General features: G+C 65.2%; 14 protein-coding genes. 11 read left to right on the top strand and 3 right to left on the bottom strand.

What is annotated here, in order from left to right; translation table 11 throughout:
• Positions 1 to 24: 24 nt before the first annotated feature.
• A complete protein-coding gene (locus MSIMFI_RS10905) occupies positions 25 to 675 on the top strand; it encodes a M15 family metallopeptidase (RefSeq protein ID WP_396820191.1) in 651 nt (216 codons plus the stop codon).
• A gap of 136 nt (positions 676 to 811) precedes the next feature.
• Positions 812 to 1,768: a TIGR03564 family F420-dependent LLM class oxidoreductase gene (locus tag MSIMFI_RS10910; RefSeq protein WP_191497208.1), complete on the top strand. Its 957-nt coding sequence runs from the start codon at positions 812 to 814 to the stop codon at positions 1,766 to 1,768.
• A 3-nt stretch (positions 1,769 to 1,771) separates the two neighbouring features.
• On the opposite strand, the gene MSIMFI_RS10915 is transcribed toward MSIMFI_RS10910, so the two are convergent.
• Entirely contained in the window at positions 1,772 to 2,086 is a 315-nt protein-coding gene (locus MSIMFI_RS10915) for a DUF4286 family protein (RefSeq protein ID WP_191497209.1), read from the bottom strand.
• A 30-nt stretch (positions 2,087 to 2,116) separates the two neighbouring features.
• Positions 2,117 to 2,398: a 2Fe-2S iron-sulfur cluster-binding protein gene (locus MSIMFI_RS10920; protein ID WP_186244743.1), complete on the bottom strand. Its 282-nt coding sequence runs from the start codon at positions 2,396 to 2,398 to the stop codon at positions 2,117 to 2,119.
• Between the two features lie 106 nt (positions 2,399 to 2,504).
• Here MSIMFI_RS10920 and MSIMFI_RS10925 point away from each other — a divergent pair, with 106 nt between their 5' ends.
• From MSIMFI_RS10925 to MSIMFI_RS10945, 5 genes are all read left to right on the top strand, one after another.
• Complete coding sequence (locus MSIMFI_RS10925; RefSeq protein ID WP_191497210.1) at positions 2,505 to 3,917, top strand: class I adenylate-forming enzyme family protein; 1,413 nt, start codon at positions 2,505 to 2,507, stop codon at positions 3,915 to 3,917.
• The gene (locus tag MSIMFI_RS10930; RefSeq protein WP_191497211.1) at positions 3,895 to 4,800 is read left to right on the top strand and encodes an acyl-CoA dehydrogenase family protein; all 906 of its coding nucleotides are present in this window, start codon (positions 3,895 to 3,897) and stop codon (positions 4,798 to 4,800) included. Before MSIMFI_RS10925 ends, MSIMFI_RS10930 begins: the two co-directional genes overlap by 23 nt.
• Positions 4,787 to 5,875, top strand: a complete 1,089-nt coding sequence (locus tag MSIMFI_RS10935) for an acyl-CoA dehydrogenase family protein (RefSeq protein WP_191497212.1) — start codon at positions 4,787 to 4,789, stop codon at positions 5,873 to 5,875. The genes MSIMFI_RS10930 and MSIMFI_RS10935 overlap by 14 nt, the downstream gene beginning before the upstream one ends.
• Before the next feature lies 1 nt (position 5,876).
• Positions 5,877 to 6,671, top strand: coding sequence for an enoyl-CoA hydratase/isomerase family protein (locus MSIMFI_RS10940; RefSeq protein ID WP_191497213.1), 795 nt, complete (start codon positions 5,877 to 5,879; stop codon positions 6,669 to 6,671).
• A gap of 126 nt (positions 6,672 to 6,797) precedes the next feature.
• Positions 6,798 to 7,796, top strand: a complete 999-nt coding sequence (locus tag MSIMFI_RS10945) for a hypothetical protein (protein WP_191497214.1) — start codon at positions 6,798 to 6,800, stop codon at positions 7,794 to 7,796.
• Here MSIMFI_RS10945 and MSIMFI_RS10950 read toward each other — a convergent pair.
• Positions 7,765 to 8,784 (bottom strand): proline iminopeptidase-family hydrolase, encoded by a 1,020-nt coding sequence (locus MSIMFI_RS10950; protein WP_191497215.1) that lies wholly within the window; start codon positions 8,782 to 8,784, stop codon positions 7,765 to 7,767. The genes MSIMFI_RS10945 and MSIMFI_RS10950 overlap by 32 nt on opposite strands.
• Before the next feature lie 60 nt (positions 8,785 to 8,844).
• Between MSIMFI_RS10950 and MSIMFI_RS10955 the strand changes: the two genes are divergently transcribed.
• The 4 genes from MSIMFI_RS10955 to MSIMFI_RS10970 all read left to right on the top strand — a co-directional run bounded on the left by MSIMFI_RS10955 (position 8,845) and on the right by MSIMFI_RS10970 (position 12,958).
• Positions 8,845 to 9,984, top strand: coding sequence for a thiolase family protein (locus tag MSIMFI_RS10955; protein ID WP_191497216.1), 1,140 nt, complete (start codon positions 8,845 to 8,847; stop codon positions 9,982 to 9,984).
• A gap of 126 nt (positions 9,985 to 10,110) precedes the next feature.
• Complete coding sequence (locus MSIMFI_RS10960) at positions 10,111 to 10,410, top strand: PE family protein (protein WP_186244734.1); 300 nt, start codon at positions 10,111 to 10,113, stop codon at positions 10,408 to 10,410.
• Positions 10,411 to 10,425: 15 nt separating this feature from the next.
• A complete protein-coding gene (locus tag MSIMFI_RS10965) occupies positions 10,426 to 11,550 on the top strand; it encodes a PPE family protein (RefSeq protein WP_191497217.1) in 1,125 nt (374 codons plus the stop codon).
• 109 nt (positions 11,551 to 11,659) lie between these two features.
• Positions 11,660 to 12,958: an MFS transporter gene (locus MSIMFI_RS10970; protein ID WP_396819816.1), complete on the top strand. Its 1,299-nt coding sequence runs from the start codon at positions 11,660 to 11,662 to the stop codon at positions 12,956 to 12,958.
• Position 12,959 lies beyond the last annotated feature (1 nt).

A 12,959-nucleotide genomic window follows, 5' to 3' on the forward strand; every position in this document is an offset into this window, starting at 1 on the left:
TCGCCTGTCTCGGGGACGGTCACTATGCGCCCTGTGGGTACCACCGCGCCGTCGACTCCTGGCGTGCCGCCGGTCAGCGACGCCGCACGCGCGGCCGGGTTCGTCGATGTTCGGAGTGTGGTTGCCGACGCGGTGATCGATCTGCGCTATGCAACGACGAACAATTTCACCCATACGCAGTTGTATCCCGCCGACGCTAGGTGTCTCGTGCACGAATCGATGGCGCGCGGCCTGGCGGCGGCCGCGACGGCGCTGCGCCCGCACGGACAGTTGCTGGTCTTCTGGGATTGCTACCGCCCGCACGACGTTCAGGTCCGGATGTTCAACGTGGTCCCCAACCCGGCGTGGGTGGCACGTCCGGGCCAATATGCGAACAGTCATGAGGCGGGCCGTTCGGTTGACGTGACGTTCACCAGCCCGCAGCAGCCGTGCCCGTCTGAGCGCCGCGCGTCCGGATTCTGTCTGGCCGATATGGGCACCGACTTCGACGACTTCTCCTCGCGGGCAAAAGCTTTCGCAACCCAGGACGTCAGCGCCGAAGCACAGGCGAACCGGGCCCGATTGCGGGACGCCATGAAGTATGGCGGTTTGACCGTTTACTCCGGTGAGTGGTGGCATTTCGACGGTCCGGGTGCCGGAGTAAACCGCCCGATTCTCAACGTGCCGGTCGACTAAGCGACATGAATGTCTGTCGCGCCTAGCGTTAGGCGTGCGTCGCGACCTGAGCAAACAGCGGTATTGGCATTCTCTTTTTTTGCAAGTACGTTATTCATGTATAGATAATGTAGATCCGGCACTTCGTGGAGGAATGGTGCGCATCGGAGTGATGATCGGACCCGAACGCGGGGATTCCGCGCGCAAGGTCACTCGGATGCTGGCCGACATTGACTGGGCCGAAAGTGCCGGCCTCGACAGCGCGTGGATCCCGCAGATACCCACGGACTTCGACGCGCTGATCGCGGTGGCCCTGATGGGGATGCGCACCCGCCGCATTGAATTGGGTACCGCAGTTGTTCCGCTGCAAGCGCAGCACCCAATTGCGTTGGCTCGCCAGGCGTTATCGGCGCATGCCGCCTCGGGCGGCCGACTAGTGCTGGGTGTAGGACCATCGCACCACTGGATCGTGGACGACATGCTCGGCCTTCCCTACGAGCGGCCCGCCGCGTTCACCCGGGATTACCTTGAGGTGCTGCGCGCAGCGTTCGCCAACCCCGGGCCGGTTGATGTGGAGAACGCCACCTTCCGAGTGCACAACCCCCTCGACCTGGCGCCGGTGGCACCGCTGCCCGTGTTGGTAGCCGCACTCGGACCGGTGATGCTGACGCTGGCCGGTGAACGCGCTGACGGCACCGTGCTGTGGATGGCCGACGAGCGCGCGGTGGCCGAGCACGTCGTCCCAAGGATCGCCAAGGCCGCGGACAATGCCGGGCGACCGGCGCCGCGGATCGTCGCCGGCATTCCCGTATGCCTATGCAGCGCAGGAGAAGTCGACGCAGCCCGCGAGCGCGCCAACCGGATCCTCGGAGAGGCCGAGGTTTCGCCGAACTATCAGCGGTTGCTCGGCTACGGCGATGCCCAAGACGTCGGCGATATCTGCGCGGCCGGCGACGCGGAGGCAATCCTGGCCAGGTTCCGGCGATTCGCCGACGCCGGCGTGACCGATCTATCGGTGCGGCTGTTGCCCATCGGCGAAAACCGGGACGAACTCGTCGCCTCCAAGCGTCGAACCCGCGAGATGATCGCGGCGCTCGCGACGGAGCTGCGCTGAGCGCTACGGGCGGTACTCGCTCGTCACCTCGAGCAGGCGCATGACCGGCGGCGGATCGAATTGCAGCGCATCGGACATGTGCAAGTTCCGCGCATTGTCGAGCATGTTCTGTAGCACGCTCTGCAGATCGTCGGCCTCGATTTCGTAGAGAGCGACGTATGGCCCCTCGTCGTCGACGGGTCGCAGCCGGCGCGCCGAGACGAAGCCGTCGAGCGCCACGAGTTCGGGTATGTGGACCTCGTCGTACCAGGTGTTGTACTCCTGGTCGCGATCTGGCGAGCTGGGTCGAGTCTCGACATGAATGATGCCTTTGGGCATGGTCGCTTCTTCCTTGTGGTCCCTCGTGACTTATTCGTAGCGCACGGTGATCGATGCCGTGTCGGGTATGCCCTGGCAGGTCAGTATGTAACCTTCGGCCACTTCGTCGTCGTCGAGTGCGTCATTGGCCCGCATGGTTGCGCTGCCCTCCGTGATCCTGGCCATGCAGGTCGCGCAGTTGCCGGCCTCGCAATTGAAGGGTGGGTCGAGCCCGGCCCGGCGGGCGCTTTCCAGCAGCGTTTCGCCAGGCGCCCGCGGAACGGACACTTTCTTGCGGTCCAGGTAGATCGTCACCGTGCCAGGTTCCGTCATGACCACTCTCTTGGACAGGCATCCACACTTGCGTTCTTCACTATAGAGAATACTATTCTCACAAGACGATAGGATCTTCTCACGACCGCACGAAGGGGAACGCGACGTGACCGATCCGGGCGCGCTCGTGTACGAGGAACGGCAATTCAGCCTGTCCGACCTCGACGCGCTGGCCGGCGGACTTGCAGTGGTGCTGACCAAGATGGGGGTGGGCGCCGGCGGTCGGGTGGCGGTCATGGCGTCCAACCGGCCCGAATTCGTCGCCGCGCTGAGTGGGATCTGGCGGCTGGGTGCGTCGGCGGTGCTGATCGGCACCGCATGGAAGCGCGACGAGGTCGAGCATGCGCTGGCGGTGACCAACCCGGAACACGCAGTCGGTGACCATCCGGTGCTGGCTGGTCTGATGCCGATGCTGCATCTGGATGAACCGATCCGTGCGGCAGATCCGGTGCGCGGCTCGCCGGCGCCCGAAAGCGACGCGCTGCTGGTGTTCAGCTCCGGCACTACCGGCCTGCCCAAAGCCGTCCGCCACACCCACGCTTCGTTGGACGCGGCAATCCGGCACTGGCGCGCTGCGCTGCAGCTGACGGATAACGACCGCATTCAGGTGGCCACACCGCCAGCACACATCCTCGGCTTGCTCAACATCCTTACGGCGCTGCGCACCGGTGCCTGGGTGCGGCTACATCCGCGATTCGACATCGACGCGATGCTGCGCCACATCGAAAACGACTGCATCACAATCGAAATGGCGGCCGCGCCGATCGCGCTGGCCATTGCCTCGCACCCGAAGCTGGAGTCCTACGACCTATCGTCGCTGCGGTTCATCATGTGGGGTGCCACTCCGGTCACGGCCAGCATCGCCGAGACCGTGACCCGGCGCACCGGCATCGGGTGGGTCCCCGCGTATGGCACCACGGAGTTGCCCGTGATCGCCTGCAACCCGCTCGAAGGGGCTCGGCTCGACGCCGTGGGGCGCCCGGTGCCGGGAGTGAAGCTGCGGATCGTGTCGCTGGACACCGGAGAGTCGGTCCGGCCCGGAGAGGTGGGTGAGATTCAGGCGCGGTCGAATTCGCTGATGGCCGGCTACCTGCCGGCCGACGCGACCGCCGACGTGTTCTGTGACGGCTGGTACCGGACCGGGGACGTGGGCTCGCTCGACGGCGACGGTTGGTTGCGGATCACCGACCGCCGCAAAGAGATGATCAAAGTGCGCGGGTTCCAGGTCGCGCCCGCCGAGATCGAGACGGTGCTGCACGGTCATCCGGCGGTCAAAGACTGCGCGGTATTCGGCGTTCCCGACGGTGCCAATGGGGAGGCGGTCGTTGCCGCGGTCGCGACCCACGGCCCCAGCAACCCCGCAGTCGCCGCCGAGCTCGCCGCCCGGGTGGACGCGAAGCTGGCTGGCTATAAGCGACTGAGCCAGGTCGTATTCGTGCCCGACGTTCCTCGCCTACCTTCGGGCAAGGTGCTGCGCCGAGAGCTGAAGGAGCGCTATGGATGTACGTCTGACAGCTGAACAGCAGCTGCTACGGGACGCCGCCGCCAAGCTAGCCGACGATCTTGGACCCGCAGCAGTGCAAGACTTGGCTGACGCGAAGCGAATCACGCGTCTGGACAAGCACATTGATACGACCGGATGGCGATCGTTGCGTTCCGACGGAGCTTCTGGTGTCGAAGTAGCGGTAGTCGCAGAGGAACTCGCGCGCAGGCTGGTCGATGCGCCGTTCCTCGGGCCGGTCCTGGCCGATGACCTGGCTCGCCACCTCGATGCCGACGTCGGCGATGTCACGTTCGCGGTCGGCGAAATCGCCATCGATGCCCGCGGGTATCGGAGGGCCTTGCTGCTTTCGGGGACCACGGTTCTGACGGCCGAGCTGGACGGCATCTCCGCTGGCGCGGATCTGACCAGAACCAGCACGCGCATTGCGGGATCGCCGGTGGCTATCGGCGAGGTGTCGGTGGAAGCTGCCGGACGGTGGCAGGCGCTGGCTTTGGTGGGCACGTCGGCGGACCTGATCGGAGATGCACGCGGTGCGCACGCGGTTGCCTGCGACTACGCGAAAGTGCGTGAACAGTACGGTAAACAGATCGGTTCATATCAAGCCATCGCCCACTTGTTGGCCGAAAGCCTTGCGCTGATCGAAGGCTCGGTGAGCGTACTGCGGCATGCCGCGTGGGCGGTTGACGAACTCGAACCGGCGCAAGCCATTCGGGCCGCTCAGATCGCGAAGGTCTACTGCGCGCGCGCTACCCGGACCGTCTGCGAGACCGCGGTGCAGGTGCACGGCGGGATTGGCAATACCTGGGACTGCCTGGTGCATGTGTACCTGCGCCGGGCGCTGACCTCGACCGAGCTGTGGCCGGCAAGGTGGGAGGAGATCGACCTTGGACTTTCGTGACTCGCCGCAAGAGGCCGCCTTCCGGGAACGCCTACGATCCTGGCTTTCGTTGCACGCCAAGGAGTTTTCCGGCTCTGGCGATGAGTACTGGACCCGTCAGGCCGAGTGGCATCGGGCCCTCTACCGAGAGGGCTTCTTCGGGTTGTCGTGGCCCCGCGAGTACGGCGGCCAGGCGCTGCCTGCGGTGTACGACGTCGTCGTCGACGAAGAGCTGGCGCGCGCCGGCGCCCCGCCGCGTCCCAGCGTCGGCTACCTGGTCTACGGAATCGGCAGGCATGGCAGCGACGCACTCCGGCGACGCTTCCTGCCCGGCATCATCGATGGCACCGAGCGGTGGTGCCAGGGATTCAGTGAACCCGGCGCGGGTTCGGATCTGGCGTCGCTGACCACCACCGCTACCCGCGAGGGCGACAACTATGTGGTGCACGGGCAAAAGATCTGGACCAGCTACTCGGATGTGGCCGATTGGTGTCTACTGCTGGCTCGCACCGACCCGGCGGCCAAACGACACCGCGGCCTATCGGCGTTCGTCATCGCCATGAAACAGCCTGGCGTGCAACAGCGTCCGCTGCGCATGATGAATGGCGTCAGCAACGAATTCGGACAGGTGCTTTTCGACGGTGCGACGGTCCCGGCCGACCGGATGGTCGGCTCCCCCGGCGACGGCTGGGCAGTGGCCATGACCGTCGTCGGCCACGAGCGTGAGCCGTCCACACTGGGCTACGCGGCCAGATACAACAAGCTCGTCCGAACTCTGTTGGCGCGCCACGACGGTCCGGTAACCGAAGAGCTCGCATGGGCGGCCATCCAGGCCGAAATGCTGACCCACCACGTCCGGCGCCGGCTGTCCGAACAGCTCGACGGAGTTTCGCACGGCCCCGAGGGATCGCTGGACAAGTTGCTGATGACCTGGGTCGAACAGTCCGTGGGACACGCCGCCTTGGCCGTTGGCGGCACCCACGACCCAGACCTGTTCAGCGCCTACCTCTATAGCCGCGCCCAGAGCGTGATGGGCGGTACCTCGCAGATACAGAAGAACATCATCGCTTCACGAATCTTGGGACTGGGAGTCTGACGTGTACGACATGCCGACCGAAATCGACGTGCACGCCGATGGGGCGCTGCGGATCATCACGCTGAACCGTCCGGATGCCCTTAACGCTGTCAACGACAATTTGCACGTCGGCCTCGCGCGGCTGTGGCAACGACTAACCGACGATCCCACCGCGCGCGCAGCAGTGCTCACCGGCAGCGGCAAAGCATTTTCGGCCGGTGGGGATTACTCGTATCTCGCCGAGCTCGCCGAACACGCCGACTTGCGTGCCAAGACCATTCGCGACGGACGCGAGATCGTGCTCGGCATGGCACGCTGCCGAATTCCGGTGGTGGCAGCCGTCAATGGCCCCGCCGTCGGGCTTGGGTGCAGCCTGGTCGCGCTTAGCGACATCGTTTACATCGCCAGGGACGCCTTTCTCGCCGACCCACATGTGCAAGTCGGGTTGGTGGCCGCTGACGGCGGACCGCTGACCTGGCCGCTGCATATCAGTCTGCTGCTGGCCAAGGAGTACGCCCTTACGGGAACCAAGATTCGCGCCGAGCGTGCCGTCGAGCTTGGCTTGGCCAACCACGTCGTCGACGACCCGGTCGCCGAAGCGCTGGCCTGCGCGAAGCGAATCATGGAACTGCCCCAGCAAGCGGTCGAAAGCACCAAGCGGGTGCTCAACATTCATTTGGAGCGCGCCGTGCTGGCGAGTCTGGACTACGCGCTTTCGGCCGAGCACCAGTCGTTTACCACCGATGACTTCCGGAACATCGTCACCAAGCTGACGGCCGGCAAGAACTCCGCTCGTAGCTCGACTACGAGGCCATGAGCACCCGTCGCCGATCCATCGGGTCGGCGAGGCGGCGGTAGGGTGGGACGGCGTCAAATGCGGCACCACCGGCGAGGACGGTGGATCCTTCTGGAGGCGGCCTTGTTCGAGGATGTGGACGAGAGTGTGACTACCGCAGTGCTTGCCGCGATGACATCGGTGATCGAGTCGCTGGGTGGCAAGTCGGGGCGCACCTGCGGGCAACAGCTCGTCGATGCGACGGCGGCGGTCCTGTTCGGTTGGCCGATCGGTCCGGGAGATGGCGGGGTCGACGGCTTGGCCGCGGTCGCGCCGGATCAGCTGGCGGCGACCATCGGCGGGCGCCGCGATGTTGCGGATATCAGCGCGGAACTCATCGCCGTCGCGGCACTCGCAGACGGGCAGCTGGATACGGAGCGGGTGACGGCCGCATTGACCTACGCATCCCACCTGGGCGTCGAGGCGTCCTGGGTTACCGATCTGCGTGACATCGTTGAGGGGCGCCTCGACAAGGCGATGCACGACATGGTCGTGCGTAATGCAGCAACCTTTCCCGGTCTGGCCGAACCAGGGGACGAGCCCCGGATGCAGCCTTACGACGGGCAGAGCGACGCCGACAAGCGTTTGTACGCGCGCTACCAGGAACTCGAGGGATATCTGCCGGGCAGCTTCGGGCGGGCGCTCTGGGTCCACTTTCGCCGGCATGGATTCCGCTTCCCGGGCCAGGACGGCGCATTCCACGAGGCATTCGCGATCCCGCACGATTCGCTGCACGTGCTCTCCGGCTATGACACCTCGATGCAGGGTGAGTTGCTGGTCAGCACCTACACCGGGCGCATGCACGCCCAGGATGCCTTCACCGCTCACCTGCTCCCGGTCATTTTGGAGTGGCACATCGGGCAGGAAGTGAACGGGATCGGCGCGCAGCACGGTGCATTGGACCCGTGGAAGTTTCTCGTGGCCTGGCGGCGCGGAGAGCAGACCACGACCGACGTTTTGGACCCGGGGTGGCACTTCTTCGACGTGGCGCGAGAGCCGCTGACCGAGCTCCGGAGCCGCTATGGCATCCCCGAGCTCCCCGATCGATACCGGCCGACGGGACCTGAGGTCAATGTCACCTCGGAGGCAGATCCCACGGTGAGGTGACCCGTGGCTCCACATCGTGAAGCCGCAGAAAGCCCCGCATCACGCGATCGAACCGGTCTGGCTCTTCGATAAATGGCAGGTGCGCGGTCGACTCGAAGAACTCAAACTGCGAACCCGCGATTCGTCTATGCATTTCCCGCATGTGGTCGGGGGAGAATTCGTCGAATCTGGCGGCAAGGAGCAGGGTCGGTATTGCAATCTCGGCCAACCGGTCGACCACATCCCAGTCTCGGATAGTGCCGACGATACGAAACACGCTGGGCCCGAACATTGTTGCGAAGATGTCGGTACCCATCTTCTTGAACGCGTCTTCGAGTTCGTTGGGCCAGGGGCGCCTGCGACACAGATGCGCTTCGTTCCAAGTCCGGATCGCAGCCTGGTATTCAGCGGAAGAGGTGGTGCCGGCAGCTTCATGACGGTCAATGGCTGATTGAGTTCCCGCGTCCAAGCCAAACTTCAAACGGGTTACATATTCCGCAAACCGGGGTATCGACGCGGCGCTGTTCGAGACGGTCAGGCTGGCGACTCCCGCCGGCGAGTCAAGAACGTACTGTAGTGCCAGCATCCCACCCCACGAATTGCCAAAGATGTGGAAGCGGTTCAGGCCAAGCGCCTGCACCACGGCCTTCATCTCGGCCACCGAGCGTTCCATTGTCCAGAGTTCGGTGTCGGTAGGGCATTCGGAATTCCCGCAGCCCAGCTGATCCCAGTAGATGACCTCGCGCTCGTCGGCTAGGCGTTGCAGCGAGCCCAGGTAGTTGTGCGGTAGCCCCGGCCCCCCGTGTACGACCAGCAGGGGAACACCCGAGCCGTCGCCAACCTGCTTGAACCACACAGTTCCGCCCGGGACCGCGATCGCTGCCACCGTGCCTCCTCGATTGGCGAGCTCATTGGCGAGTTCATTGGCGAGCAGACGCAGAATCGCACGATTCGGGTCCGGTATGTGCGATTCCGCGTCTGCTCGCCAACCAGTGAGCTTGCAACTCATACTCTCAAACTGAGAGAATAAGATTCTCATTCTTGCGCACCGCCGAAGTGGAGAAGACCTGTGCCTGAAGCTGTGATCGTGTCCGCGTTGCGTACCCCCATCGGGACCGCCCGGAAAGGAACCCTGCGCGACACTAGCGCTTTTGACCTGGCCCACCATTTGATCAGCGAAGCCGCGGCGGATCTGGATCCCGCGCAGGTCGACGACGTGATCCTGGGCGAGGGTCTCTACGGCGGCGGCGTCGTTGCTCGCCACGCGGCGATCACCGCGGGTCTGACCCAGGTACCGGGATTAGCCAACAATCGGCACTGTGCGGCCGGCCAGGCGGCGGTGCAGAGTGCGGCGGCAAGCGTGCGGGCAGGTATGGATCAACTCGTCATTGCCGGCGGTGTGAACTCCGCGTCCACGTCGCCGCGGTCGCGGTTGCAGGTGGACGGCGAATGGGTCGACTGGTTCCCACCGACACACCCCGACCAGCCGGACGCGCCCAACCTGGACATGTCCATCACCGTCGGCTGGAACGCTGCGGTCAAAGCCGGGATCAGTCGTGAGGAGATGGACGCGTGGGCCCTGCGGTCGCACCGCAACGCGATCGCCGCCATCGATGAGGGCCGCTTCAAAGAGGAAATCGTTCCCATCGAGACACCGCACGGGCTCTTCTCGGTCGACGAACATCCGCGCCGCGACACCAGCATGGAGAAGTTAGCCGCACTCAAACCGCTGCATCCGGAGATCGAGGGCTTTTCTATTACCGCGGGCAACGCTTGCGGCGCCAACGACGGCGCCGCGGTATTGACCATCGCCAGCGACCGGCTGGGCTTGCCGGCGTTGGGCAGAGTGGTGTCCTGGGCCTCGGTCGGTGTCGACCCCGCGGCGACCGGGCTGGCTCCGGTAGAGGCAATCCCGAAGGCGCTTGCCCGCGCTCAGCTTTCGATTTCCGACGTGGATCTGTTCGAAATCAACGAGGCTTTCGCGTCGATGTGCGTGGCTACCGTGAAGATACTCGAGCTGGACCCGGACCGGGTCAACGTCAGCGGCAGCGGCTGCTCACTGGGCCATCCCGTGGCCGCGACCGGAGCTCGGATGCTGGTGACGTTGGTGCACGAATTGCGCCGGCGCGGCGGCGGGGTAGGGGTCGCAGCGATGTGCGCGGGCGGCGGCATGGGTTCGGCGACGGTGATCGAGGTTCCGGCGCCCTGACCAGCACCTCATCGGCCCCAGGTGGAGGACATAAACATCCGTCAATCGGTGGACAGCCTGAATCATCCCCCACGTTGACCGCTCGGCCGACAGACATATTCGTGTCTTGGCGGCACTGTTGTGGCTATGTCATTCGTGACCAACCAACCGGAAATGCTGATCGCCGCGGCGGGCAACCTTCAGACGATCGGCAGCGCGATGAACGCGAGCAACGCGGCCGCGGTGGCTCCGATCACCAGCGTCGTTCCGGCTGCCGCAGACGAAGTGTCGGCCCTGACAGCTGCACAGTTCGCCGCTCACGGTGCCCTTTACCAAGCGGTCAGCCAGCAGGCCGCAGCGATTCACGAAATGTTCGTGACCACGCTCGAGACCAGTGGTGGTTCCTACGCGGCGACCGAGGCGGCAAACGCGATCGCAGCCCGCTGAGAGGGATCGGCGGCGATGGTATACGGGGCGTTACCCCCGGAGATCAACTCGGGGCGGATGTACGCCGGCCCGGGAGTCGGATCGATGCTGGCCGCGGCCGCCGCCTGGGATGGTTTGGCCATCGACTTGAACACCACCGCGATCGCCGTCGACTCGGGGATCACCGGCTTGATCAGCGGTCCGTGGCTAGGTGCCAATGCGATTACGATGGCGGCCGCGGCCGCACCCTATGTGACCTGGCTGAACGCGACCGCAGCCCAAGCCGAGCAGGCTGCGAGCCAAGCCAAAGCGGCGGCCGCGGCCTACGAGGTGGCCCACGCGATGACCGTGCACCCGGCGTTGGTCGCGGCCAACCGTGCGCAGCTGATGGCCCTGATCGCGACCAACATCCTGGGCCAGAACGCGCCCGCGATCGCGGTTACCGAGGCCCAATACGGCGAAATGTGGGCCCAGGACGCGACCGCGATGTACGGCTATGTCGCCGGCTCGGCCGCCGCAACCAGACTGATGCCCTTCACGCAGCCGCCACAGCCGGTCAACCCGGCCGGGCCGGCCAGCCAGGCCGCCGCGGTCGCCCAGGCCACCGGCAACTCCGTCGCGACCAACATCAGCACCGTGCTATCCGGGCTGATCCCGGTCTTGCCGGGTGCCGGTGAGTCAGCGCTCCCCGGCTGGATCCAGGACCTGGACACCGTGATGAGCATCTTCGGCACACCCTTCTTTGTGTGCACTTCGTCGGCCGGGTTGATGATGTCGATGATGTCGACCATCAAGGGTCTATTCCCGGCGGCGGCTGCCGTCGGCAGCGAGATCGCGACCTCGCTGGGCTCGGCTGCGACGGGGGCGCTGAGTTCGGCAGGCCTGACCGGTGCGGTATCAGCCGGTCTAGGTGAGGCGTCAACGGTCGGGTTGCTGTCCGTACCGCCGGCCTGGGCCGCGTCCGCCCCGACGCTGAGTCATGCGGCGGTCGCGGCGTTACCGGGTACGGTCGCGAATGCCGTCCCTTCGCTTGGATCCACTACTCCCGGCCTGTTGGGCGGGATGCCACTATCAGGTGCGGCTGGCCGTGCCGATGCGGCTGCCAACGCCGCGCAAGACGGCATCACGCCGCTTCGGGTGCTGCCGGAATTGGTCGGCTAGCTCCTTGAGCAGCGGCCAGAAATGTCCCCCGATCAGCGGATGAACATCCGCCACCATTCGGGCCGATCGGTGGAGTTACTCAAATGTAATCGTCTCTAACGTTCCATTTGTGACGACAACGACGGCCATCCCTGACGGTGACGTCGACGTCTCCGCCGCCTCTGCGAACAAGGTCGCAGCAAGCTATCCGCCGGTGATTTGGCTGCTGGTGGGCGGCAGCATGGTGATGCGCGCGGCGGGATTTGCCTATCCGTTCATGGCCTACCACGTGGCTGAGCACGGGCTCGGCGCGGGAGCCGTCGGCGCGGTCTTGGCCGCGTTCGGGGTCGGCTGGGCCATCGGCCAGCTGATGTGCGGGTGGTTGGTCGACCGCATTGGGGCCCGGGTGACGCTGGTGTCCACCATGCTGACTGCGGCTGGGGTCCTGATGCTGATGGCGGGGGCCCGCACCGTGCCCGCATTACTGCTCGGTGCGCTGGTCACTGGCGTGGTCTATGACGCGGTGCGCCCGGTGCTGGGCGCCGCGATCGTGCAGTACATTCCGGATCCCCGTCAGCGAGCGACGATCGATGGTTGGCGTTTCGGCTGGATTGTCAGTGTCGGTCGAGCCATCACCGGCGGAGTAGGTGGTCTGCTCGTCGGCTGGTCGGGCGTGCCGCTGCTGTATTGGATCAACGGTGTCGTCTGCGCGATCTTCGCGGTGGTGGCGGCCTGCTGCGTCCCGGCCCGGACAAACCCTGCGAACCTTCACGCTCCGGCGGTGCGAAGCATCAAAGAGGTCAGCTACCGGAAGGCATTTGCAGACCGACGGCTTGTGCTGGTGTTCCTATCAGGCCTGGCAACACTGACGGTGATCCGGGGGTTGTACGCGACCGTGCCGATGTTGATGGCCGATCGAGGGCTGGATGCCAGCCAATTCGGTGGAGCGCAGTTGGCCAATGCCCTGGCGGGTCTCGCCCTCACTCCGGCCCTGACGCCGTGGCTCAGCAAGATCGTCGGCCGCGCCAACCCGAGGCTCGACATTCTGGCCATTGCCAGCGTGTGGTCGGCCCTTTGCATGGGGGCCGTCGCGCTCGCTCGCACAACGCTCGATTTCATTGTGGCCACGGCCTTGTGCACGCCTGGTGAGATTGCCTGTTTGGTGATCGCCGCGGGAGTCGTCCACCAGATTGCGCCCGCCGGCAGCGGGGGCCGGTACCACGGAATCTGGTCGATGGCCCTGGCCATTGCTTCAGTGATCGCTCCAATCATGGGGTCCTACAGCCTGACCCATGGCGGTCACCTCTTGGTCGCGGTTGTCACGGTGACGATTGGCTTGATCGGAGCAGCCTTGTGTCTGCCATTGGCGCGCGCTCTAGGGAGTACCGCCCAAAGTCCATTCCAACTACTACAACCGAAGCGGAGTTAAT

The sequence above is a fragment of the Mycobacterium simulans genome (assembly GCF_900232995.1).
Lineage (GTDB): Bacteria > Actinomycetota > Actinomycetes > Mycobacteriales > Mycobacteriaceae > Mycobacterium > Mycobacterium simulans.

Excerpts from the sequence above, each read along its gene's own strand:
- MSIMFI_RS10950 (WP_191497215.1), bottom strand. The coding sequence starts at position 8,784 with ATGAGTTGCAAGCTCACTGGTTGGCGAGCAGACGCGGAATCGCACATA.
- MSIMFI_RS10920 (WP_186244743.1), bottom strand. The coding sequence starts at position 2,398 with ATGACGGAACCTGGCACGGTGACGATCTACCTGGACCGCAAGAAAGTG.
- MSIMFI_RS10905 (WP_396820191.1), top strand. The coding sequence starts at position 25 with ATGCGCCCTGTGGGTACCACCGCGCCGTCGACTCCTGGCGTGCCGCCG.
- MSIMFI_RS10915 (WP_191497209.1), bottom strand. The coding sequence starts at position 2,086 with ATGCCCAAAGGCATCATTCATGTCGAGACTCGACCCAGCTCGCCAGAT.
- MSIMFI_RS10965 (WP_191497217.1), top strand. The coding sequence starts at position 10,426 with ATGGTATACGGGGCGTTACCCCCGGAGATCAACTCGGGGCGGATGTAC.
- MSIMFI_RS10930 (WP_191497211.1), top strand. The coding sequence starts at position 3,895 with ATGGATGTACGTCTGACAGCTGAACAGCAGCTGCTACGGGACGCCGCC.
- MSIMFI_RS10960 (WP_186244734.1), top strand. The coding sequence starts at position 10,111 with ATGTCATTCGTGACCAACCAACCGGAAATGCTGATCGCCGCGGCGGGC.